The organism is Rahnella inusitata, assembly GCF_018288855.1.
Taxonomy (GTDB): Bacteria; Pseudomonadota; Gammaproteobacteria; order Enterobacterales; family Enterobacteriaceae; genus Rahnella; species Rahnella inusitata.
Window position 1 is genome coordinate 2,310,376 of record NZ_CP065024.1, and the last position, 23,160, is coordinate 2,333,535.

At 56.7% G+C, this 23,160-nt stretch carries 25 protein-coding genes; 13 read left to right on the forward strand and 12 right to left on the reverse strand.

Annotated features, from left to right (window positions below):
• Window positions 1-113 precede the first annotated feature (113 nt).
• The 7 genes from I2123_RS10870 to I2123_RS10900 all read left to right on the forward strand — a co-directional run bounded on the left by I2123_RS10870 (window position 114) and on the right by I2123_RS10900 (window position 7,225).
• The gene (locus I2123_RS10870) at window positions 114-986 is read left to right on the forward strand and encodes a MurR/RpiR family transcriptional regulator (RefSeq protein ID WP_213052424.1); all 873 of its coding nucleotides are present in this window, start codon (window positions 114-116) and stop codon (window positions 984-986) included.
• 30 nt (window positions 987-1,016) lie between these two features.
• Window positions 1,017-1,598, forward strand: a complete 582-nt coding sequence (gene ddpX, locus I2123_RS10875) for a D-alanyl-D-alanine dipeptidase (protein ID WP_213052425.1) — start codon at window positions 1,017-1,019, stop codon at window positions 1,596-1,598.
• A 38-nt stretch (window positions 1,599-1,636) separates the two neighbouring features.
• Window positions 1,637-3,217, forward strand: a complete 1,581-nt coding sequence (locus I2123_RS10880) for an ABC transporter substrate-binding protein (protein WP_213052426.1) — start codon at window positions 1,637-1,639, stop codon at window positions 3,215-3,217.
• A gap of 87 nt (window positions 3,218-3,304) precedes the next feature.
• The gene (locus I2123_RS10885; RefSeq protein ID WP_213052427.1) at window positions 3,305-4,321 is read left to right on the forward strand and encodes an ABC transporter permease; all 1,017 of its coding nucleotides are present in this window, start codon (window positions 3,305-3,307) and stop codon (window positions 4,319-4,321) included.
• A gap of 3 nt (window positions 4,322-4,324) precedes the next feature.
• On the forward strand, window positions 4,325-5,236 hold the full coding sequence (gene ddpC / locus I2123_RS10890; RefSeq protein ID WP_112168546.1) for a D,D-dipeptide ABC transporter permease: 912 nt from the start codon (window positions 4,325-4,327) through the stop codon (window positions 5,234-5,236).
• 1 nt (window position 5,237) lies between these two features.
• Entirely contained in the window at window positions 5,238-6,266 is a 1,029-nt protein-coding gene (locus tag I2123_RS10895) for an ABC transporter ATP-binding protein (RefSeq protein ID WP_112168547.1), read from the forward strand.
• Entirely contained in the window at window positions 6,266-7,225 is a 960-nt protein-coding gene (locus tag I2123_RS10900; RefSeq protein ID WP_213052428.1) for an oligopeptide/dipeptide ABC transporter ATP-binding protein, read from the forward strand. Before I2123_RS10895 ends, I2123_RS10900 begins: the two co-directional genes overlap by 1 nt.
• 133 nt (window positions 7,226-7,358) lie before the next feature.
• On the opposite strand, the gene I2123_RS10905 is transcribed toward I2123_RS10900, so the two are convergent.
• From I2123_RS10905 to galB, 4 genes are read right to left on the reverse strand one after another with little or no spacing between them, the layout of a single operon-like run.
• Complete coding sequence (locus I2123_RS10905) at window positions 7,359-8,246, reverse strand: NAD(P)-dependent oxidoreductase (RefSeq protein ID WP_213052429.1); 888 nt, start codon at window positions 8,244-8,246, stop codon at window positions 7,359-7,361.
• Complete coding sequence (locus I2123_RS10910; protein ID WP_112168550.1) at window positions 8,239-9,351, reverse strand: 4-oxalomesaconate tautomerase; 1,113 nt, start codon at window positions 9,349-9,351, stop codon at window positions 8,239-8,241. The genes I2123_RS10905 and I2123_RS10910 overlap by 8 nt, the downstream gene beginning before the upstream one ends.
• 9 nt (window positions 9,352-9,360) lie before the next feature.
• Window positions 9,361-10,086: a 4-carboxy-4-hydroxy-2-oxoadipate aldolase/oxaloacetate decarboxylase gene (locus I2123_RS10915; RefSeq protein WP_213052430.1), complete on the reverse strand. Its 726-nt coding sequence runs from the start codon at window positions 10,084-10,086 to the stop codon at window positions 9,361-9,363.
• Window positions 10,083-10,838, reverse strand: coding sequence for a 4-oxalmesaconate hydratase (gene galB / locus I2123_RS10920; RefSeq protein WP_213052431.1), 756 nt, complete (start codon window positions 10,836-10,838; stop codon window positions 10,083-10,085). Before galB ends, I2123_RS10915 begins: the two co-directional genes overlap by 4 nt.
• Before the next feature lie 162 nt (window positions 10,839-11,000).
• Between galB and I2123_RS10925 the strand changes: the two genes are divergently transcribed.
• On the forward strand, window positions 11,001-12,248 hold the full coding sequence (locus I2123_RS10925; protein WP_213052432.1) for a LysR family transcriptional regulator: 1,248 nt from the start codon (window positions 11,001-11,003) through the stop codon (window positions 12,246-12,248).
• Here I2123_RS10925 and aroQ read toward each other — a convergent pair.
• The 5 genes from aroQ to dapF form a co-directional block, all read right to left on the reverse strand.
• Window positions 12,217-12,657 (reverse strand): type II 3-dehydroquinate dehydratase, encoded by a 441-nt coding sequence (aroQ, locus tag I2123_RS10930; RefSeq protein ID WP_112168554.1) that lies wholly within the window; start codon window positions 12,655-12,657, stop codon window positions 12,217-12,219. The genes I2123_RS10925 and aroQ overlap by 32 nt on opposite strands.
• Window positions 12,658-12,672: 15 nt before the next feature.
• On the reverse strand, window positions 12,673-13,509 hold the full coding sequence (locus tag I2123_RS10935; protein ID WP_213052433.1) for an amidohydrolase family protein: 837 nt from the start codon (window positions 13,507-13,509) through the stop codon (window positions 12,673-12,675).
• A complete protein-coding gene (locus I2123_RS10940; RefSeq protein ID WP_213052434.1) occupies window positions 13,506-14,768 on the reverse strand; it encodes a gallate dioxygenase in 1,263 nt (420 codons plus the stop codon). Before I2123_RS10940 ends, I2123_RS10935 begins: the two co-directional genes overlap by 4 nt.
• Window positions 14,769-14,859: 91 nt before the next feature.
• Window positions 14,860-16,239, reverse strand: coding sequence for an MFS transporter (locus I2123_RS10945; protein ID WP_112168557.1), 1,380 nt, complete (start codon window positions 16,237-16,239; stop codon window positions 14,860-14,862).
• Window positions 16,240-16,565: 326 nt separating this feature from the next.
• A complete protein-coding gene (gene dapF / locus I2123_RS10950; protein ID WP_213052435.1) occupies window positions 16,566-17,405 on the reverse strand; it encodes a diaminopimelate epimerase in 840 nt (279 codons plus the stop codon).
• 129 nt (window positions 17,406-17,534) lie between these two features.
• Here dapF and I2123_RS10955 point away from each other — a divergent pair, with 129 nt between their 5' ends.
• Window positions 17,535-18,104, forward strand: coding sequence for a GNAT family N-acetyltransferase (locus I2123_RS10955; protein WP_112168559.1), 570 nt, complete (start codon window positions 17,535-17,537; stop codon window positions 18,102-18,104).
• Window positions 18,105-18,323: 219 nt separating this feature from the next.
• Here I2123_RS10955 and I2123_RS10960 read toward each other — a convergent pair whose 3' ends face one another.
• The 3 genes from I2123_RS10960 to flgA form a co-directional block, all read right to left on the reverse strand.
• Entirely contained in the window at window positions 18,324-18,761 is a 438-nt protein-coding gene (locus tag I2123_RS10960; RefSeq protein WP_112168158.1) for a flagella synthesis protein FlgN, read from the reverse strand.
• Between the two features lie 21 nt (window positions 18,762-18,782).
• Window positions 18,783-19,085 (reverse strand): flagellar biosynthesis anti-sigma factor FlgM, encoded by a 303-nt coding sequence (gene flgM, locus I2123_RS10965; RefSeq protein ID WP_112168157.1) that lies wholly within the window; start codon window positions 19,083-19,085, stop codon window positions 18,783-18,785.
• 194 nt (window positions 19,086-19,279) lie between these two features.
• Window positions 19,280-20,005: a flagellar basal body P-ring formation chaperone FlgA gene (flgA, locus tag I2123_RS10970; RefSeq protein ID WP_213052436.1), complete on the reverse strand. Its 726-nt coding sequence runs from the start codon at window positions 20,003-20,005 to the stop codon at window positions 19,280-19,282.
• A gap of 176 nt (window positions 20,006-20,181) precedes the next feature.
• Between flgA and flgB the strand changes: the two genes are divergently transcribed.
• The 4 genes from flgB to flgE all read left to right on the forward strand — a co-directional run bounded on the left by flgB (window position 20,182) and on the right by flgE (window position 23,133).
• On the forward strand, window positions 20,182-20,592 hold the full coding sequence (flgB, locus tag I2123_RS10975; RefSeq protein ID WP_112168155.1) for a flagellar basal body rod protein FlgB: 411 nt from the start codon (window positions 20,182-20,184) through the stop codon (window positions 20,590-20,592).
• A 6-nt stretch (window positions 20,593-20,598) separates the two neighbouring features.
• The gene (gene flgC, locus I2123_RS10980; RefSeq protein WP_112168154.1) at window positions 20,599-21,003 is read left to right on the forward strand and encodes a flagellar basal body rod protein FlgC; all 405 of its coding nucleotides are present in this window, start codon (window positions 20,599-20,601) and stop codon (window positions 21,001-21,003) included.
• Between the two features lie 11 nt (window positions 21,004-21,014).
• Entirely contained in the window at window positions 21,015-21,707 is a 693-nt protein-coding gene (flgD, locus tag I2123_RS10985) for a flagellar hook assembly protein FlgD (protein WP_112168153.1), read from the forward strand.
• 178 nt (window positions 21,708-21,885) lie between these two features.
• Complete coding sequence (gene flgE, locus I2123_RS10990) at window positions 21,886-23,133, forward strand: flagellar hook protein FlgE (RefSeq protein ID WP_112168152.1); 1,248 nt, start codon at window positions 21,886-21,888, stop codon at window positions 23,131-23,133.
• The last annotated feature ends 27 nt before the right edge of the window (window positions 23,134-23,160 follow it).

Consider the following 23,160-nt stretch of genomic DNA (forward strand, 5'->3'; position numbering starts at 1 on the left):
TTCAGAGCTACTGCACAAATTTCAATCATTTTTCGCAATTGGCACACCCCGTGCATTGTTATCTCACTAACAACCACTAGCTTTATGACAATAAAGCAACATGAGATTAACCGATGCAGCCAGCGCAGGATGTGATTGAACAAATCGAAGCCTCGTTTGCCGGGCAGACGCCAACGGGGAAACGCATTGCCAGTTATTTGCTGGCGAATCTTGCACAAATTCCGTTTGAGACTGCAGACAGCATCGCGCGAAGCGCGGCGACCAGCGGGATTTCGGTGGGACGTTATTTGCGCAGCCTCGGGTATCGCAATCTGGATGACTTTAAGCAAACACTGCGTCAGCAAAGTGGTACTCCCTACCAGCCGTGGGTGGTCACTGACCGTCTGGGGGCGTACCGCGAACGCAGCAAACAACCGCGCCAGGAAAAACTTGAACAGTCACTGACGCTCGAACTCGACGCCATCCATCACGTCTATCAGCTGGCGCAGACCGGGAGTTTTGCGCAGGTAAGCCGCCGTCTGGCCGAGGCCGAGGCGGTGTTTATTCTCGGCATCCAGTCGGTGCGGGGGATCGCCAATAATTTCTCGAGCTATCTCGAATATCTGCGCCCGAAAGTGTATTTCGCCGACGGCCTTTCCGGCACCTATGTCGAATCCCTGAATTCTGAATTCGCCCGTCCATATCTGGTGGTCACCGACACCCGTGCGTATTCGAAACTGGCGCAAACCTATTGTGAAGCGGCATGCGAGCGCGGGCTGAACGTGGCGCTGATCACCGACATTTATTGCCCCTGGGCGCGCGATTATCCGGTGGATTTATTGCAGGTTAAAACGGACACCGGTCAGTTCTGGGATTCGATGGCGCCGCTCAGTTGCCTTTTCAACCTGTTGTGTTCCTCGGTGCTGGAACTGCGCGGAAACGACGTCGAAGAGCGGCTGGCAAATAACCGGATTTTGCAGAAACAGCTCGGCCAGTTTGAATCGTAATTTTCTAAAAACAGCGGACAGAGTTTATTGATGAATACCAAAACACCTGACGTACCCCTGATCGATCTGGCGCAGGCGCTGCCCGATGCGGTGATCGACCTGAAATATGCCACCGCAGATAACCTGACCGGTCAGCCGATTTATCGTGAGTCGCGCTGCCTGTTGCATCCGGACGCCGCTGCCGCGCTGGTTCGCTGCGACACCGTGGCAAAGCTGGCGGGATTGCGGCTGAAAATCTACGACGCTTATCGTCCGCAGGCGGCGCAGGCCTGTTTGTGGGCTGCGTTTCCCAACCCCGATTATGTGGTGGATATCAAGCTCGGATCCCACCACAGCCGCGGTGTGGCGGTGGATCTTACCCTGCTCGATGAGCGTGGTGAGGTGCTGGATATGGGCGCGGGCTTTGACGAAATGACCGAAGTCTCGCACCCGTTTTATCCGGATTTACCGCCGCACATTCAGCGCAACCGACTGTTGCTCAATGCCGTGATGGCTGCGGGTGGCTACAAGGGTATCACCAGCGAGTGGTGGCACTTTGAATTACCGGATGCCAAAACGTATCCGTTGTTGGAAGAGCGGTTTGGCTGCTATCCGCCAATTAACGCCGCCTGATCCTCGTCTCTCTTTTTCCTCAAGCCAGGAGTTCAACGATGAATAACACAGCAATCAGTTCATTGCGCATGTCCACAAAAACGCGGATCGCCGGTGCCATTTTACTCGCGGTATCAGGAGTAAGCCTCTCAGCGCAGTCGGCGGTGCCGAAAGACATGCTGGTGATCGGTAAGGCCGCGGACCCGCAAACGCTGGACCCGGCGGTGACAATCGACAATAACGACTGGACGGTCACTTACCCGGCCTATCAGCGGCTCGTCCAGTATAAAACGCAGGGGGGCAAAGGATCGACGCAGGTGGAAGGGGATCTGGCCGCCAGCTGGACTGCTTCACCCGATCAGCTGATCTGGACGTTCAAACTCAAGCCCGGCGCAAAATTTGATGACGGCACCGACGTGAATGCCGATGCGGTGAAATGGTCGTTCGAGCGCCTGATGAAAATCGGTCAGGGCCCGTCGGAAGCCTTTCCGAAAGATATGACCGTCACGGTAGTTGATCCGATGACCGTCACCTTTACGCTGAAATCACCGTTTGCCCCCTTCCTCTACACGCTGGCGAATGACGGCGCGGGCATCGTCAATCCGGCCATCGCCAAAGCCAATCCTGCTGATGAAGGAAAAGCCTGGCTGGCCGGTCATACAGCCGGTTCCGGTCCTTACAAGCTGGACCGCTGGCAGAAAGGGCAGCAACTGGTGCTGGTGCCAAACCCGCATTACAGCGGCGCTAAACCGGCCTTTAAACGCGTGACGGTAAAAATTATCGGCGAGAGTGCCACCCGCCGCCTGCAACTGTCGCGCGGCGATCTGGATATTGCCGATTCTCTGCCGATGGATCAGCTGGCGGCGCTGAAGAAAGAAGACAAAGTCGCCGTCGAAGAATTCCCGTCATTACGTGTGACCTATCTGTATCTCAATAACGCCAAAACGCCGCTTAATCAGGTGGATTTACGCCGTGCGATTTCCTCAGCCGTGGATTATCAGGGCATGGTAAAAGGCATCATGGGCGGGAACGCTAAACAGATGCGCGGGCCGATCCCGGAGGGCATGTGGGGTTTCGACCCGACGGCGAAGCAGTACACCTTCGACATGACGCAAGCCAAAGCCGATTTCACCAAAGTGAAAGACAAACCGCAGACGCTGGATTTCCTCTATTCGGATAACGATCCGAACTGGGAATCTATCGCGCTGGCGGTGCAGGCGAGCCTCGGTCAGGCCGGGATCAGCGTTAAGCTGGAAAAACTGGCCAACGCCACCATGCGCGACCGTATCGGGCAGGGTGATTACGACATTTCTATCGGCAACTGGAGCCCGGATTTCGCCGACCCGTACATGTTTATGAACTACTGGTTCGAGTCTGACAAAAAAGGGCTGCCGGGCAACCGTTCCTTCTATTCCAATCCTGACGTCGATGCGTTGCTGAAAAAAGCGGTGTCTGTCACCGACCAGAAACAGCGTACGGATTATTACCAGCAGGCGCAGAAAATTGTCATTGATGAAGCGGCTTACGTGTATCTGTTCCAGAAAAACTATCAGGTCGCGATGAACAAAGACGTCAAAGGTTTTGTGTTCAATCCGATGCTGGAGCAGGTGTTCAACGTCGGCCAGATGAGCAAAAAGTAAATCCCCGTATTGATTCCGCATAAACCCAACATACGTCGCGTCGCCACCGCATCTGCAACGCGAAGTATGGAGGGTTTGGGAGGCGAAATGACTTTTTGGACACTAATCCGCCAGCGATGCTGGGGGCTGGTTTTGGTGATGATAGGGGTATGCGTTATTACTTTTATCATCTCGCATATGATCCCCGGCGACCCGGCGCGTCTGCTGGCAGGCGATCGTGCCAGCAATGAAATGGTCGCGCATATCCGTCAGCAACTGGGTTTGGATCAGCCGTTGTATGTGCAGTTTTTCCGTTACGTCAGCGATTTGCTGCATGGGGATCTTGGGACGTCAATTCGCACCGGTCGTCCGGTGCTGGAAGACCTGAAAGCCTTCTTCCCGGCCACCTTAGAACTGGCGTTTACCGCGCTGTTTCTGGCGATTGTGCTGGGTATTCCGCTCGGCGTGCTGTCAGCGGTTTATCAGAATAAATTCCCCGATCATCTGGTGCGTTTACTTTCCGTGCTGGGGATTTCCACTCCGGCGTTCTGGCTGGGGTTGGGCGTCATTATCCTGTTTTACGGCCATCTGAATCTGCTGCCGGGCGGCGGAAGGCTGGATGACTGGCTGGACCCGCCTGCCAATATCACCGGTTTTTACGTTCTTGATTCCTTACTGACCGGCAACTGGGAGACTTTCTGGAACAGCCTGCAACATCTGGCGATGCCTGCGCTGACGCTGGCGTTCGTGCATATGGGGATTGTGGCGCGGCAGATCCGTTCGGCGATGCTCGAACAGCTTAACGAAGATTATATCCGCACCGCGCGTGCCAACGGTTTATCGCGCTGGCGGGTGATCCTCAGCCATGCGTTGCCCAATGCGCTGATCCCGTCGGTGACCGTGCTCGGTCTGGCGATGGGGGATTTACTGTACGGCGCGGTGCTGACCGAAACCGTGTTCGCCTGGCCAGGGATGGGGGCGTACGTGGTCAACTCGATTCAGGCGCTGGATTTCCCGGCGGTGATGGGGTTTGCGGTGGTGGTGTCGTTTGCTTACGTCATCGTCAATTTGTGTGTGGATTTACTGTATGTGTGGATCGATCCACGCATTGGCCGGGAGGGGTGACCGATGTCTGTTATTGAACCGGGTGTGAACAATCACCGTGCCGATATCGTGGCACCAGACGTCAGGCCACGCTTCGCCAGCTGGCGGCGAACATTTCATCTGCTGAGCCGCAGCCCGCTGACCATGCTGGGTCTGGCAATCATGCTCATTGTGCTGTTTATCATGATTTTCTCGCCGTGGCTGGTGCCGTACGATCCCAATGCCATCAGCCTGACCGATCGCCTGCAGGCACCTTCTGCCGGGCACTGGTTTGGCACCGATGAAGTCGGGCGTGATTTATTTAGCCGGGTGCTGACAGGCAGCCAGCAATCGGTCGCCGCCGGGCTGGCGGTGGTCATCATCGCGGGCAGCATCGGTTCACTGCTCGGCTGCTTCTCCGGCGTGGTGGGCGGCCTTGTCGATGCGCTGATCATGCGCTGTATGGACATCATGCTGTCGGTGCCGTCGCTGGTGCTGACCATGGCGCTGGCCGCCGCGCTCGGCCCGAGTCTGTTCAACGCGATGCTGGCCATTGCCGTGGTGCGCATTCCGTTTTACGTCCGGCTGGCCCGCGGGCAAACGCTGATGTTGCGCCATCAGGCGTACATGCAGGCGACGCGCACCTTTGGCGCGTCGCGCTGGCATCTCATCACCTGGCACGTCTTGCGTAACGTGATGCCGCCGCTGGTGGTGCAAGCGTCGCTTGATATCGGTACGTCGATTCTGATGGCTGCCACGCTGGGCTTTATCGGCCTCGGCGCGCAGCAACCGACCGCCGAGTGGGGCGCGATGGTCTCCAATGGCCGCAACTATATTCTCGATCAGTGGTGGTATTCGGCGTTTCCCGGTGTGGCCATTCTGATAACGGCCACCGGTTTCAACCTGTTCGGCGACGGTCTGCGCGACCTGCTGGATCCCAAAAGCAGAGGGCGCTGAGATGACAGAACAACCCACCGCACCGGTGCTGGAAATCGACAAGCTGCAACTGGTGTTTCCCGTATACGGCGGCGAAGTGAAAGCGTTGAATCAGGTCTCGCTGGCGGTCCACGCCGGAGAAATCGTCGGCGTGGTAGGGGAGTCCGGCTCCGGTAAATCGGTCACCGCAATGATGGCGATGCGCCTGCTGCCACCGGACGGTTTTACCGTCACCGGCGGCACACTTCGCATGCTTGGCACCGACGTGGTACACGCCAGCGAAGAGGAAATGCGTACACTGCGCGGCGCGCGGGTGGCGATGATTTTTCAGGAGCCGATGAACGCGCTGAACCCGACGCGTAAAATTGGCCGACAGATGTGCGAAGTTATCTGCCTGCATCAGAAAGTCAGCCGGGCCCAGGCGTGGAAAAAGGCTATCGGACTGCTCGACGACATGCAGATTGCCGACGCGGAACAGGTGATGTCGCGCTATCCGTTCGAGCTTTCCGGCGGAATGCGTCAGCGCGTGTTGATCGCAATGGCATTTTCCTGCGAACCGGAACTGATCATCGCCGACGAACCGACCACTGCACTGGACGTCACGGTGCAGCGTCAGGTCTTACGGCTGTTGCAGCGTAAAGCCAGGGCCAGCGGCACTGCGGTGTTGTTTATCACGCACGATATGGCGGTGGTTTCACAGCTGTGCGACCGGGTTTATGTGATGTACGCCGGGCATGTAATTGAAAGCGGCAATACGGCGGAGGTGATCGACTCGCCGTCGCACCCGTATTCCATCGGATTATTGCAGGCCGCGCCGGAAAACGGTACGCCGCGCAGTCTGCTTAAAGCGATTCCCGGCACGGTGCCGAATCTGGCTAAACTGCCGCAGGGCTGCGCCTTTCGCGGGCGCTGTCAGCACGCCGACGACCGTTGTTTCGTCACGCCAGAACTCGCTGCGCAAAAGGCATTTCCGCAGCAATCTGTCGCCTGCTGGCATCCGCAACGTATTGCCAGCCCGTCACCTTTACCCCCTATTGAGGAGCTATCCTGATGATTGCTGAACACTTAGTGGAACTTCAGGATGTACGCGTGCGTTTCCCCGCGACCGTCAACTGGCGAGGCAAACCCACCGGCTACGTCCATGCGCTGAACGGTTTAGATCTCAACATCATTCGCGGCGAAACCCTGGGGATCGTCGGCGAATCCGGCTGTGGAAAAAGTACGCTGGCGCAGTTGCTGATGGGCCTGCAAAAGCCCAGCAGCGGTGAGATTCACCGCGCCCGTCACGATAACTCCTGGTTTGGTTCCGGCATGCAGATGGTGTTTCAGGATCCGCAGTCCTCGCTCGACCCGCGTCTGCCGATCTGGCGGATTATCACTGAGCCGGTGTTCGTGCAAAAACACAACAGCAGCCGTGAGCGCCGCGAGTTAGCTGCCACGCTGGCCGGGCAGGTCGGCATCCGCGCAGAGTATCTCGACCGCCTGCCGCACGAATTTTCCGGTGGCCAGCGTCAGCGCATTTCCATCGCCCGCGCACTTTCTTCCGAGCCGGATATCATCGTGCTCGATGAACCGACCTCCGCCCTGGATATTTCCGTACAGGCGCAAATCCTCAATCTGCTGGTCGAACTGCAACGCCAGCGCAATCTGACGTTTGTGCTGATTTCGCATAACGTCTCGGTGGTCCGTCACATGAGCGATCGCGTGGCAGTGATGTATCTAGGCCAAATCGTTGAACTCGGCGCGGCTGAAAAAGTACTGACCGATCCCCAACATCCGTACACCCGCCTGCTGCTCGATTCCGTCCCCCGCGCCGGGCGTGCGCTGGATGACGGGATTGTCGATAAAAAAGGCGAGTTACCCAGTAACCGGAACCTGCCGAAAGGCTGTTATTTTCGGGAGCGATGCCCGCTGGCGGGAGACGGATGTCAGATGCCGCAGGATCTGGCCCGCGCGGCGGGAGGGGGCGTCGCGAGGTGTCATCGCGTACATGTCGCTGAGCGGGCATAAATGGTTAGTTTGTGCAGATTTGCTTTGCTCCTCCCCCTGCGAAGGGGGAGGCCGGAAGGGGTATAACGGGCAATAAATTTGTTGAAACACACTTCAACTTTTTTATTTGAGTTCAATACCCCACCCCGAGCACTCACCGACGATGCAATAAATCCACCATCTGCGTCCAGTCAAACGGCTGCAGATCTCCATACCGGATCCCTTTCACGGCCAGCGCATCCACCAGCCCTTGCTGGCTCAGCACTGTCCCGCGGCTCATGTCTCCGGCGACGCCGACATCTTCCAATGTTTTCACCACTTCCCGCATCTCCTCCGCGCGGCGTTTGCCGTGTTCCGCTATCCGGCTGATGAGATAATGCGGGAATGCACCGTCCCAGCCCAGTGACGGAAAACTGGCGTGCAGCGAAGCGACGACTTCCTGTTCGACACCGTATTGTCGGGCGGCGGTAAGGCATTCGGCGGTCAGGGCTTCCAGTCCTTTGATCATCACGCTGCGACACATCTTGATTGCCGAGGCTTCGCCGACCACGTTGCTGTGTACCTGACTGCTAAAACCTTGTCCGTTGAGCCATTGGCTGACCGCGTGGGCGTGCGTACCGCCAAGCAGCAGCGGGGTTTTCAGGCGTGCCGGCGGGTAGGGCGCCATCACGGCGACGTCAATGTAGGCGCCGCTCGCCTGTTCGATGGCCTCCATCGCGCTGCGTTTGGTGTTTGGCGAAACCGAATTTAAATCAAGGAAGGTTTGATTCGCCGAAATATGCTGTGCGACGTCGCGGGCGACGTTGAGGGATTCGGCGGCGGTGACGGCAGAGAAAATAATCTGGCTGCCTTTAACAGCAGCTTGCAAGGTTCTTTCCAGACGGATCCCCGCCAGATGAGCGCGTTCACAGAGAAACCCGGCACCGGTTTGTTTATCGAACGCCACGATATCCAGTGACGGATCCTGCTTTTTTAAATCGGTGGCCAAAATAGTGCCGACTTCGCCGAAGCCGATTAAGGCGATACGGGTGACATTATTCATCCTCATTCTCCTGACGACCGTCCCAGACGCTGGCCGCAATGGCGATGCGGCCTTCAAAGATCAGCCGGGCGGTGCGTAACAACGCGCAGCCGGTCAGGCGTTCAGCGCCGGTGCCGGTCGGATCGAGTTGTAATTCGACGCTGAATTCGCCGGTCGGGTGTTCCACGCTGACAAGTGGCGAGTCGCCGGAAGGCGTGCGCGCCAGCCCTTCAGTGACGGAGCCTTGGATCAGGCAGGCGCTGGCGACGCTGACCGCGCCGAGTACGCCGATCGACGCGTGACAGCGATGGGGAATAAACGTCCGGCTGGCGAGCGTGCCGCCGTCGCGCGGTTCGGCGATCAGCGTCATTTTCGGCACGGTGCGCTGAGCGACGTCGCCGAGATTCATTTTCACACCGGCCTGCAAGCGGATGGATTCCAGCCGTTGTTTGAGTTCATCATCGGCATCGAGCTGTTCGCGAGTTTCATAGCCGCTGCGGCCGAGATCGGCGGCGCGCAGCAGAACCACCGGCATGCCGTTGTCAATGCAGGTGACCTCAATGCCGTCGAAGGTATCGCGCGCATGACCAGTCGGCAACAGTGCGCCGCAGCTGGAACCGGCAATATCCGCGAACTCAATGCTGATTTTTGCCGCTGTGCCGGGCACGCCGTCAATACGCAAATCACCCTGATAGCGTACCTGTCCGTCTTCCACCGGCACACTGGCGGTGGCAATCTGGCCGGTGTTTTCCATATAAATCCGCACCGGCGTAATGCCTTCGCGGGCGGATATCAGTTGACGTTCGATGGCGAAAGGGCCTACCGCGGCCAGAATATTGCCGCAGTTTTGGCCATAATCCACCACCGCTTTGTCGACATTCACCTGTGCAAACAGGTAATCAACATCGGCATCTGGCCTCGCCGACGGGCGCACTATCGCCACTTTGCTGGTCAGGGGATCCGCGCCGCCGAGGCCATCTATCTGGCGCGGATCGGGCGAACCCATCACCGCCAGCAGCACGCGGTCGCGCAATTTTTCGCTCCGTGGCAAATGCTCAGCCAGAAAGAATGCGCCTTTAGAGGTGCCACCGCGCATCAGCATGCAGGGAATTCGGGTCTGTGGCATGACGGCTCCTCAGCGTTTTTCGGCCTGTTCCAGGTCTTCGGTGGAATCGAAATAGGTCAGCCCTTTTTCGTCCAGACGCGGACGCATGCTGTAGATATCCAGCCCAAGTTCGCCGTCCGCCATGCGCGCACGTTTGCTCTCTTCCAGCGCTTCGCGTTCGCGGCTGGCGTGGAGAACCTGCGCGACCTCTTCACGACGAATGACCGCCACACCGTCGTCGTCAGCCACAATTGCATCCCCCGGATACACCAGCTGACCGGCACAAACCACCGGCACATTCACCGAACCGAGGGTTTCCTTCACCGTCCCCTGCGCGTAAACCGCGCGTGACCAGACGCGAAAGCCCATCTCACGCAAGGTTTTGGTGTCACGCACGCCCAGATCGGCGACCAGCCCGACCACGCCGCGCGCTTTCAGCGACGTTGCCAGCAAATCGCCGAAGAAACCGTCGGAACAGGGAGACGTCGGGGCGACCACCAGAATATCGCCCGGCTGACACTGTTCTACCGCCACATGAAACATCCAGTTATCACCCGGCGCGGTCAGAACCGTGACGGCGCTGCCGGAAATCGCGCAGTCTTGCTGAATCGGGCGGATGGCCGGGTCGAGCAGACCCTTGCGACCCTGCGCTTCGTGAACCGTGGCCACGCCGAACGCGGCCAGCGCGTTCACGTCCGCTTTGTTCGCCCGTGGAATATTGCGCACCACCACGCCTTTTTTACCGATCAGACTCATGCCAAATCCTCCGTCACGCGCGGGAAGATGCTTTGATAGCCTTCGCCGTACACGATGTTTTTGGTGCTGGTGATGCCGACGTTACGTTTGGCCTGTACGCCGCGCTGCTGAGCGACGCGGGTGTAGTATTCCCACAAATGTTCCTGTCCGGCCATGCACTGAATGGCCTGATATTTTTTGTACCAGACGTCGGTGATATCGAGCAGAACGTCAGGCTTCCATTCACACTGTTCCGGCTGATGCGGCTCGAAACAGTAGACCGGCGGCGCGCCGACGATGGTTTCGCCCGGCTTATAACCCTCAGCCTGCGCGATAATCCGCGCTTCCTGCGCCAGATGGGTGGCCATGGAGTGATCGTAGTTGTACGGGTCTTTCAGCGAGTGCGTCAGCACGAAATGTGGCTGCACGCGGCGGTAAACGTCGGCCAGGCGGAACAGCGATTCTTTGTCACCGCGCAAGGGATAATCGCCCATATCAAAAAATTCGACGGTCGCGCCGAGGATGTCCGCCGCCGCCATCGCTTCTTCACGCCGCGACGCCTTCACAATCTCTTCGCTCATATTGCCTTTACGCCACAGCTTGGCAGATTCACCGCGTTCACCAAAAGACAGACAAACGATGTGAACGGCGTAACCGGCCTGCGTATGTTTGGCGATGGCACCGCCTGCACGCCAGACGAAATCGGCGGAGTGGGCGCTGACCACTAAAGCACTTTTGGCGTTTTTTACATCATCTTGCTTGAACTGAGTCATGAGGCGTTTCCTTCGTTTTTGTTCTGATCCCGGAAGAGGTTCTGCATTCGTCCATGCTGTCAGTCTGCGTATCTGGCGGGTAATTCATTTAATTGCAGGGGGTATGCGTTTTATTTATATTGCAGAGGTATGTCACGAAAAAAAACCTGACGGGAGAAGGGGATGGCGCAAGCTGAGATGTTGAGTAACCTGATGCAAATACGGGCTTTTTGTCAGGTGGTCGATCAGGGTAGCGTATCGCGTGCGGCCGATGAGCTGTACCGCACACAGTCGGCGGTGACCAGGGCGATCCGCGACCTGGAGCAGGCGCTGGATGTGCCGCTGTTTGAACGCCACGCCAACGGCATGCTGCTGACCGATTTCGGCAAATGCGTATTACCCCGCGCGCGGCGGGCGATCGCTGAGCTGCATCTGATCCCTGCGCAGCTGGCGAAACTCCACGGCAAAACGGGGCAGACGCGCAGCGAAACCGAGCCGTTATATCTGTTCAACGTTCGCCGCCTGCAAATTTTTATTTCCCTGTGCAAAACACGCCATATGCAGACCGTCGCGACGCTGCTTGGGCTCAGCCAGCCTGCGGTCAGCGCGGCGCTGAAAGTGCTGGAGAACGGGGCGGGCGTGGCACTGCTCGAACGCACGCCGCACGGCATGATGCCGTCATTGGCGGGACAGGACATTGTGCCCAATCTGCGCCGTGCGCTGAACGAGTTACGCCATATTCCGGCGGACATTGCTGCCCGTCGTGGGGTGCTGGAAGGCACCGTGCAGGTGGGTGCGCTGCCGCTCGGGCGCACGCGATTATTGCCGCAGGCGATTATCGGCCTGACGCAGCGCTACGGCGGCGTGAAAGTGGTGACTAACGAAAGCGCGTTCAGCACGCTGGCCTCCGAACTGCGCTCCGGCGAAGTGGATTTTATCTTCGGCGCGTTGCGCTCAAGCGATTATGCGGCGGATATGGTGACCGAAACGTTGTTCACCGAAAGCATGGTGATTTTAGCCAGAAAAGGGCATCCGTTGCTGGCAGGAGAGGTGGCACACGAGGATTTACGCGAGGCGCGCTGGGTGCTGCCACGTGCGGAAACTCCGGCAAGACGGTTGCTGGATAACAGTTTTGTCGCGATGGATATTCCGCCGCCGGATCCGGTGGTGGAAAGCGGGGATCTGGGGATTGTGCGCGGATTACTGCTCGGATCCGACATGCTGGCGGCAGTCTCTGCCCGCCAGTTTGAGCACGAACTGGAATCCGGTGAACTGGTAAAACTGCCGCTGGATCTGGCCGATACGCACCGCGCCATCGGCCTGACATTCCGTGCAGGGAGTTTGCTGTCACCCGCCGCCGGGGCGCTGGTGGCGGAGATCCGCAAGGTGTGCGGCTACATCACTTCTTCAAATTCACCACCGCCTGCCTGATGGCGTATTCATACCCCTGAATGCCGAACCCGCAAATCACGCCGACGGAAACGTCGGAAAGAAACGAGTGGTGGCGGAACGCATCGCGCTTATGCACGTTGGTGATGTGTACTTCATACAACGGCAGGTTGACGGCGGTCACCGCATCGCGGATGGCGACGGAGGTGTGTGTCCATGCGGCGGCGTTGAGGACAATCGCATCCGCTTTGCCACGGCAGGCCTGAATACGGTCGATGAGCTCCCCTTCATGATTGGTCTGGAAAAATTCGATAGTTGCGCCGCAGCTTTCACCGGTCTGGTGGCAACGTTTTTCGATAGTCGCCAGCGTGTCGTGACCGTACGTTTCTGGCTCTCGGGTGCCGAGCAGGTTCAGGTTCGGGCCGTTAAAGACGGCAATTTTATAGCTCATCATCATCCCTTTTGGTTATGCGTAATCTTTAAAGTCAAACAGGTCTTTCGGCGTTTGCCACAGGATCTGGTGTCGGGTCTTTTCATCGGGGAACAGCTGTTCCACCAGCATCAGTAATGTCCCGAGATCCATCCGGTGTCCGGCACGCAGAAACGGCCAGTCGGATCCCCACATGCAATGCTCAGCCCCAAAGGCGTCGAGCAGCGCGTGCTGATACGCGTGGCCGTCCTGATAAGGAAACGGCTGGTGGCTGAACTTCGACAAGCCCGAGAGTTTTACCCAGGTGCGTTGCTGTCCGGCGAGTCCGAGCAGCGCCTGAAACGCGGGCTGTTGCAGACCTTTCGACACCTCCGGACGGCCTGAGTGGTCAATCAACAACCGCGTTCGCGTGCGGTTAATCAGCGGTAACAGCGCCAGCAGCTGGTCGTCCTGCACCTGAATCGCGGCGAAAAGATCGAGTTCAGCGAGGTCGCCCATCAGCCGGTCGAGGTGTAAAAACGGCGCCGTGCCGAGCATCGCGACGTTCATCGCAATCCCCACCACACCGGCCTTTTTCAGGTGCGCGAGCCTGTCCTGCGTGATATCAAAAGGCACCACCGCGACGCCTTTAAAACGCCCGTTACCTTCTTCCAGCGCATCCAGCAGGCAGGCGCTGTCAGTGTTATAACCGGACGTCGGACCGACAATCAGTGAATGACGGATGTTATACGCCTGCATCACCGCGCGATAATAATCGGCGGTGCCAATCTCGTGCTCTTCCGGACGGTACGGCGTGTCCGGAAGGTACGGGAAGCGCGCCGGATCAAACACATGATGGTGAGTGTCTATCTTGGGTTGCTCGAATATCGTCATGCTTTTGCTTTACCTGCCACGGAATAGAGAACTTGCTGATTGCGGGTCTTCTGGAATTCTTCCAGCGTTTCGCCGCGCATTGCGGAGTAGATATGTAAGTTGGAAACGCCGACCACCGCGCCAAGTTTTTCCAGCAGGAAGAAACTGACGCCGTAATGGATCATGCCGCGCCAGTCCAGCTCGCGCAGGAGTTTTTGCTCGGCGTCGGTGAGTTTGCTTTCGGCAAACATGGCGTTCTGATCGGTAAGGAAACGTTCGCGCCACGCAGGCTGGATCAGCCGGTGCAGGAACCGGTTGATGCGCAGGGCTTTCAGGCTGCGCGCCTGCGTGAACGGGTAGGTGCCGGGCAGTTTTTCGACGCCCGCCAGCTGCTGCGCGATTTTGTCCCGCTGGCGCTGCTGCACGTCAAACGGCGCTTCACGGGACTGATTTTCGAGGATAAGCGTCGCGATGCCGGTCATTGACGGCAGGTAATAGGCCTGATGGGTTTTCTTCACGTTGGCCGACAACGCACCGCGCATCACCAGCCACATGATCACTTCCGCGCCCTCCATCCCGCCGAGCGTGGCGAATTCCGCCAGCGTCATTTCGGTCAGACGCTGCGGATCGTTGACAATCATATCGACAAACTGCTCGTCCCAGTCCGGGTTGTTAAACCCGCAGCGCTCGCCGTGAACCTGATGAGAAACACCGCCGGTGGCGACAATCGCCACGTTCAGATCTTCCGGGAAACTTTCAATGGCACGTCGCAGTGCCTGACCGAGTTTATAGCAGCGGCGGGCGGTCGGAATTGGGAACTGCAACACGCCGATTTGCAGCGGGACGATTTGCGTCGGCCAGCCGCCATCGTGAGGCAACAGGGCGGAAAGCGGCGAGAACAGGCCGTGATCCAGCGGTTTATCCTGGAAGAACGACATGTCGAATTCGTCTGCCATCAGGCTGGCACCGATGTGCTGCGACAGCGCCGCGTGGCCTTTTACCGGCGGCAAATCACGCGGACCGCCGCCTTCATCGGCAACCTCATAATGATCGTCGATGCCTAACGTGAACGCCGAATAGTGATCGAAAAAGAAAGAGGTGACGTGGTCGTTAAAAATGTAGACCAATACGTCGGGTTTCTTCTCCTCCAGCCATGCCTGCATCGGGGCAAAACCCTCAAAAATCGGTGCCCAGGCACTCTCTTCTTGCTTGTTATGATCCACGGCGAAACCGATGGTCGGGGTATGTGAAACTGCTAAACCGCCTATGATTTTAGCCATCTTCAATCCTTAATACTGATGTAGGGTAAGCGCGGCGCATAAGCCGCGTGAGTTATGTTTCGGTCTAATTATTAGTAGGCTAACTCAGAGATTAGCGGACATTCATGGTGCGCGACAACTCCGGGATGTCAGTAATATCAACGCCTTTGATCATCTCGGCCGGGTGCGCCGCACGGTGTAAAAGAATGCTCAGGCCAGCCAGCAACGCAGGCAGCGCCAAAATAATGAAGATCATGTTTTCGCCGGAGAAGACGCCCAGCAGAATGCCACCCATCGATGAGCTGATGATCGCGCCGCTGCGGCCAATGCCGTGCATCCAGCAGACGCCGGTGGCGCGCATCTCGGTCGGATAGAAAGCCGGGGAAAAGGCCTGCAGGCCGGTCTGTGCGCCGTTAATGCACACGCCGCTGATGAAGACCAGCAGGGCGAGAACGTCCGGGCCGAAGTTACCTATGCCCTGCGACAGCAGACTCACCATGCCCATCATGTAGAAACCGGCAATGACGCGTTTTGCAGTGAATTTATCCATCAGGCCGCCGACCATCAGGCCGCCGAAGGTACCACCGAGCTGGAATAAACCGGCGACAATCGCTGCGCGCTCCAGAGAAAATCCGCCGTTACGCATAATGGTCGGCAGCCAGCCGTTGAGCAGGTAAATCACGAACAGCCCCATGAAATAGGTCACCCACAGCACGAGGGTTCCTTTGGCGTAGCCATTGGTGAACAGCTGGAAGACTTTGGCTTTTTTCTGAATAACCGGTGCTTTGAGGACGAATTTGGTGTCGGCACTGAACATTCCACCGGCGCGGGTCAGAACTTTGGCAATCTTTTCTTTGGCGACGTTGCGTACCACCATGTACATGGCCGATTCGGGCAGGATCCACATCAGCAAAGGCAGCATCAGCAACGGCAAAATTCCGCCAGCGAAAATTACCGCTTTCCAGCCGTAGTCCGGCAACAGCCCGGCGGCAATAAATCCGCCTGCACCGGAGCCGACGTTAAAGCCGCTGTACATGACGGTGATCATCAGGCTGCGGCGGCGCTCAGGCATATATTCGGAAACCAGCGTCACGGTATTGGGCATCACCGCGCCTAATCCCAGGCCGGTAAGAAAACGTAGCACGGCCATTTCTACCGGCGTACGGGCAAAGGTGCTCAGCAGGCTGAAGAGGGCGAAACACAAAATCGACCACATCAGCACGCGTTTGCGCCCGAAACGGTCCGCGTTCGGCCCGGCGATCAGCGCACCAATCGCTACCCCAAACATGGCGGCACCGAGGATCGGTCCCATTTCCGCACGGCTGATGCCCCAGTCTTCAATCAGCGCCGGGGCGATAAATCCCATCACCGCGGCATCATAGCCGTCGAACATAATGATGATGAAACATAGCGACAGAACCACCCATTGATATTTCGATATCGGGCGTTCGTCTATCCACGTTTTAACATCCACGATGGTGTTGTTGCTCATAGGGTACGCTCTCTGTTTTTTTTATTAATATGTGATCGGATTAAAACTTTGAGAATAATTCCACCGGCAGGCGGGGCACACCGCAGACCCGTAGAGGGGTTTTATTAAAATTATTTTATTTATTAAACAATGAGTTGACTTGTCACTGCTGCACTTCCAGATTACCAACTTAGGGGCTGCAAACGGCGATGTCTGCCATAAAATCATTATGCAGGTATGAGTTTTGTTTATATTGGTTTTTCTGAAAGTACGGCAGACCGGCTGCCGTCGGAGAAAATATTAGGAGAGAAGGGAAATTACAGAGGGCGTAAATTACAGCAAATCAGTCAGCCGGGCATATCCCAGAAGCAGTCGTCATCGAGTGTGAGGGTCGCGATTTTTTGCACCGGCCCGCGCATATTCACCTGAAAATCACCGCTGAAGCGGATCGCCAGCTGTCCGCCCGGCATATGCACCGTGACGTTGTCATCGACGTGCCCGAGTTTGTGCATCGCGCTGGCCGCCGCACAACTGCTGCTGCCGGATGCCAGTGTATATCCCGCACCGCGCTCCCAGATGCCGATACTGATATTGCGGCGATCCAGCACCTGGACGAATTGTACGTTGATGCGTTTGGGAAAAATCGAGAGCGTTTCTATTTCTGCCCCGAGTTGCTTCACGAGATGTAAATCCAGCTTTTCCACCTTTATCACGCAATGGGGATTACCCATCGAGACCAGCGTAGCGCTAAGCGTGTGGCCACCCACCACCAGCGGCAGCGCGAGCGCTTCATCACCCTCTACGCTTGCCGGTAACGCCGACGGCGAAAACTTTGCCTGCCCCATATCGACGATCACCTGATGCGCGCCTTCGGTCACTTCGCATCTGACCTGACCGCCTGACGTATTAACCAAAAATGGCTGATGTTCGACGCGGCCAATATCAAACAGATAACGGGCGTAGATGCGTAAGCCGTTGCCGCTTTTCTCGGCTTCAGAACCGTCTGGATTAATGATGCGTAATGTCGGTATGTCAGCGTCATCGAAATCGATCAGCAAACCGTCGGAACCGATGCCATAGTGGCGATCGCAAATACGTCGGATTTGTTTGTTGGTCAGCTGACTCGCGACGCTGTGATGGCAGACCAGGTAATCGTTACCCAGCCCGTGATAGCGGTGAAAAATCATAGTGATGGCTTCCGGCTAATTTATCATTGATATGAATAGCTTTAATCGGAATCCATTTATATTTCAATGTTTGATGTGCTAAAACGAATACTTATCTGTTTGGAATATAGCCCTGTAAAGGAGTCATTGATGGATGCATTTACCGTTCCTGTCGCTTCCCCTGCACTCAATATCGAGACGCCACGACTGATCCTCCGGCAATGGAAGGACAATGATTTCGCCCCCTTTGCTGCAATGAATGCAGATCCACAAGTGATGGAATTTTTCCCATCCGTGCTGACCCGCGAGAAGAGCGATGAAATGGCGACCCGCTGCCGGGATTTGATAGCAGAGCGCGGATGGGGCATTTGGGCGGTTGAGCTGCGTGAAACCGGCGAGTTCATCGGTTTCGTCGGGTTGCATACGCCGGGCTACGATTTGCCTTTTACCCCCTGCGTCGAAATTGGCTGGCGCTTACGGGCGGATTCGTGGGGTCAGGGTTATTGCAGCGAAGCCGCCCGCGCCGCGCTGGATGCCGGGTTTACTCAGCTGGGGCTAAGCGAAATTGTGGCATTCACTGCACTGCCAAATCTGCGTTCACAGGCGGTGATGAAGAAGATGGGCATGGTGAGTAATCCGCATGAGAACTTCAGTCATCCGGCGGTAGAGAAGGGGAGCTGGCTGGAGGAGCATTGCCTTTATCGGCTTAAGCGAGCCTAGAGCGCTTAATCGCGGTGTCTGCTAAATATTGATTTGCTCTTAATAACCCAGCCATTCCTGGCCTTCGCACGAAACGGAGCAGACTGAGCATGTGGCAGGTTTGCTTTGCTCCTCCCCCTGCGAAGGGGGAGGTTGGGAGGGGGTATAGCACGCCATAAATTTGTCGCAGACAACGTTCTTGATCCGAGCACCAGGCACTCAGACCCGTTTAGTCTGGGATCAGACGGAGATCTTACGGACCATTTGTCCCGTCACCGTCTCCAGCCCGTTCGCACCATAGAATTTCTGCGACTGGCTGGCGTTGAGGATCGCGAGAGCCTCAGTGTTGTAGTCGATCTGTTTCCCCAGCAGTAATCCGTTGTGCCGGTTGATCTGACTCAGTTTGGTGGTCATTTGTACCACCTGCTTCCACATCGCGGCGATTTCTGGCTGACGCGAGTAGGGTGCGGTTTGTTTCAGGCGCTCGTCGTGCTGACGACGTTGTTTATCAAGATAGTCTACCGTGGCCAGCAAGGAGCTTTTTTGCTCGGTGATGTGTTGCAGGGCCGCTCCGTTAACGCGGCCTGAGCACAGTATCGTTTGTTCGTGATTAATCACTTGATCCAGCGCTTGCAACGTTTCAACCAGGGTAGTCATGGTCTTGATAAAGTTCTTCATCGTGCCTAATTACCTTTCAACTTAAAAATCTTTGAGATAATCCTGTGTGTCTTGCAACAGGGCATCGGCAATTTTGCCCGTGTCCATTGTCAGTTTGCCATCACGGATCGCCTGCTTCAGCTCGTCTACACGGGCTGTATTAATATCCTGCGCACTTGACTGAGTCAGCGAGGTTTGGGCTTCGCTCAGTGTCACTGCGGTACCGCTGGTTTTGGTGCTGGAAACGGTGTCTTCTTTACGCGCGTTCTGTACAGACGTCTCAGAAGGATCGCGTTGCTGGATCGGGCTGAGAGGCGAAACGCCTTGAGTACGATCAATAGCCATATTTTTTTCTCCGGTAATTGCCCGTCAGACTTCACGTTGCCGGTGCGTTTGCTCCGTGCAACACGAACTGTTCAGGGCAATAAGTTAGGGTCAATACCCTAAAAATGCCGTCGTGTGACGACTCTGATACGTGTGTTATCGACATGTGGAGGAATAACTTTAGCCTTTATTGCCGAAAAAGTGACGATTCATCACTAAATTTCCACCGTGACAGACCCGTCTGAACCCACCGTACCATTGACTATCACGCCTGAAGGCATCCTGATCCGGACGGATTCATTTGCTGCTGCATTGTTCATGGCCTTACCTGCGCTGGACACGTTGAAGCCGCTGCCCGTCGCCTGCACCTGCACTTCCTGACCGGCGTGAACCATCCACGGACGGCGCAGCATAGAGAGCGTCAGTGGCTGACCGATGTTGATGTTGCGCAAGGTCACGCCGTTAAGCGCCTGTTGGCTGTCTAAAATCGCTTTTTGCGGCAGCAGATCCAGTCTTCCGGTCTTCTGCTGCATATCTGCTTGTGCAAGGTGCGCACCGGCAGGGACATTTTTCGCCGCCACCCAGTAAGTTCCGCTCACCTGCACTTTGGTCTGCACGTAGCTTTTTTTCCCGTTGCAGTTCACCGCCACCGACACATTGCCCCAGGTGCGGCCGTTTGGCGAAAGCATAAACTGCGGCGCGAGGCACTGTGGCTGGCGCGCCACCGGCGTGGTGACCTGCACAGAAACCTGCATGCCGCTATCGGCATATTGCTGACGGAAGAACTGCTGTAACTGGCTGGAGAGCAGTGTATCGCTATTGATCTGAGCGGGCATGGTTTTCACCGGTGCATTTTGCGCATAACTGCCCACACTGACCGTTGCACCCAGAAGCATGCAGGTCAGTATGAAGCGGCAGCGTCCCATCATCAGTCTGCTCATTCGCGATTTATCCTTGTGCCAGTGTGCGGGCCATAAGTCTACTGGCGACAAGTCTACCCGCACTTTTCAATTCCTAAAGGAACAAATAGCGCCCGATTTTGCGCTTATTCAGACGATAGGTTATTGACACCCGCAATTATGCTGTCGGCTCCAAAATCTCATTTTGCGGAGGGCGCATGCTCGACAAATTGAACGCCGCACTACAGTTCCAACAGGAAGCGCTCAACCTGCGCGCCCAGCGGCAAGAAATACTTTCAGCCAATATCGCCAACGCCGATACCCCAGGGTACCAGGCGCGCGATATTGATTTCGCCAGTCAGTTACAGAAAGTGATGGAGCAAGGCCGCGCCAGTGGCAGCGGTATGTCTTTGTCACTGACGTCTGACCGCCACATTCCGGCATCGAACGCTCAGGCAGCCGATATGGATTTGATGTACCGGATCCCGGACCAACCTTCGGCGGACGGTAACACAGTCGATATGGACCGTGAACGTACCAATTTTGCCGATAACAGCGTGCGCTATCAGACTGATCTGACCGTCCTTGGTGGACAGGTCAAATCGATGATGTCCGTGTTGCAAGGATAATTTCATATGTCGATGTTGGGTATTTTTGATATCGCCGGTTCTGCGCTCGCTGCGCAGTCTCAGCGTCTGAACGTCAGCGCCAGTAACATGGCCAACGCCGACAGCGTCACCGGTCCCGATGGTCAGCCTTACCGGGCCAAACAGGTGGTGTTTCAGGTAAATGCCGCACCTGGCCAGGAAACCGGCGGCGTGAAAGTGGCGCAAATAGTCGATGATCCGGCGCCGATGCGCATGGTGTATGAGCCGGGTAATCCGATGGCGGATGCTAAAGGCTATGTACAGATGCCAAACGTAGATGTGGTCAGCGAAATGGTGAACACCATCTCTGCTTCCCGCAGTTATCAGGCCAACGTCGAGGTGCTTAACACCACCAAGTCGTTGATGATGAAAACTCTCACTCTGGGTCAATAGCGGAGCGAACCATGGCAATTACCACGTCGATTAACGACACCACGGATAACACCATTGCGGCGGCCAGCGCGACGTCCACGACCAGCGGAAGTTCGGCCGATGACTTATCCAGCAGTTTCCTGACCTTGCTGGTGGCGCAGCTGAAAAACCAGGATCCCACCAATCCGATGGATAACAGCCAGCTGACCACCCAGTTAGCGCAAATCAGTACCGTGAGCGGTATTGAAAAACTCAACACAACGCTGGGCAGCATCTCCGGACAAATCACCAGTGGCTCCTCAGTTCAGGCAAGTTCCCTGATCGGCCACGGTGTGATGGTTTCCGGCAGCACCATTTTGGTCGGCAGCGATACCGACGGCACCGTCAGCACCACACCATTTGGTCTGGAGCTGGAAAGCGCCGCGGACAACGTCACGGCTACCGTCACCGATTCCACCGGCAAAGCCGTGAAGACTATCAGCCTGGGTTCCCAGACTGCCGGTGTCCACAGCTATACCTGGGATGGCACGCAGGACGATGGCACCAAAGCCCCGAACGGCAGCTATTCCTTCAGCATCAATGCGTTGAATAACAATCAGCAAATGGTGGCAACGCCGCTGAACTATGCACTGGTAAACGGCGTGATCAACAACACGACCGGCACCTCGCTGGATCTCGGTGTGCGCGGAACGACGACAGTCGATCAGGTAAGACAGATTTTGTAATCGTTTTGCTCCTCCCTCTGCGAAGGGGGAGGCGGGGAGGCGGGATAACTGGCTGCGTCTTAATGGCCAGTAATACCCCACCCCAACCCTCCCTTTCGCAGGGCAGGGAGCCAAAGACGCCTCTTCGCAGGGGAGGAGCTAAAGATGCATAAACACTACACAGTAAACTGGAGCTAACATGAGCTTTTCGCAAGCAGTCAGCGGCCTGAGCGCAGCATCGTCCAACCTGGACGTGATTGGTAACAACATCGCCAACTCCGCGACCGTCGGTTTCAAAACCGCGACCGCGTCTTTTGCCGATATGTTCGCCGGTTCACAAACGGGGATGGGCGTTAAAGTCGCCGCAGTCACACAAAACTTTAACGACGGCACCACCACCACGACATCCCGTGGTCTGGACGTTGCACTGAGCGGTAACGGTTTCTTCCGTTTGGCCGACAGCAGCGGCACCGTGTACTACTCCCGAAACGGCCAGCTGTCTCTGGATGCGAACCGTAATCTGGTAAACATGCAGGGTCTGAGCGTGACCGGTTTCCCGGCCACGGGTACACCGCCGACCATCGCTGCGGGCGCACAGCCTGTTGCACTGAGCGTGCCAACGACCATGATGAGCGCCAAATCCACCGTCGGTGGCACCATGGTGGCGAACCTGAACTCTACGGACACCGCACCAAAAACTGCCACGTTCAACAGCAGCGATGACACCAGCTACAACTACGTCAACAGCATCACGACCTATGACTCACTGGGTAACGCGCACGATAACAACGTGTACTTCGTGAAGTCTGCGACGGTCGCCAACAGCTGGGACGTTTACTCTCAGGATGGCAGCGTGACCGGTTCTACCGCCGGTAAAATTGGTACGCTGAACTTCAGCTCAAGCGGCGCGCTGACCAGCACAAACGCCGCCGACGGCACTACGCAGACGGGCCTGAGCCTGACGTTGCCGATGAACAACACCGCCAATGGCGCTGTTTCTCCACAAACGGTTGCACTGGATTTCACCGGCAGTATTCAGCAGAGCACCGGCAGCAACAGCATCGGTTCCCTGACGCAGGATGGTTACGCAGCAGGTCAGATGACCGGCTACACCATCAATAACGACGGCACCATCACCGGCACGTACTCCAACCAGAAAACCCAGCTGCTCGGCCAGATCGTGCTGAGCTCCTTCTCTAACCCGGAAGGTCTGAAATCTGAAGGTGACAACGTCTGGACTGCGACCTCTTCTTCTGGTCAGGCCGTTAACGGCATCGCCAGCGAAGGTGGCTTCGCCAGCATCACCAGTGGCGCGCTGGAATCATCCAACGTCGATCTGAGTGCTGAACTGGTCAATATGATCGTTGCTCAGCGTAACTATCAGTCGAATGCGCAAACCATCAAAACTCAGGACTCCATCCTGAACACGCTGGTTAACCTGCGCTAACGCGCGATAAAACTCGATAGGGCAGCA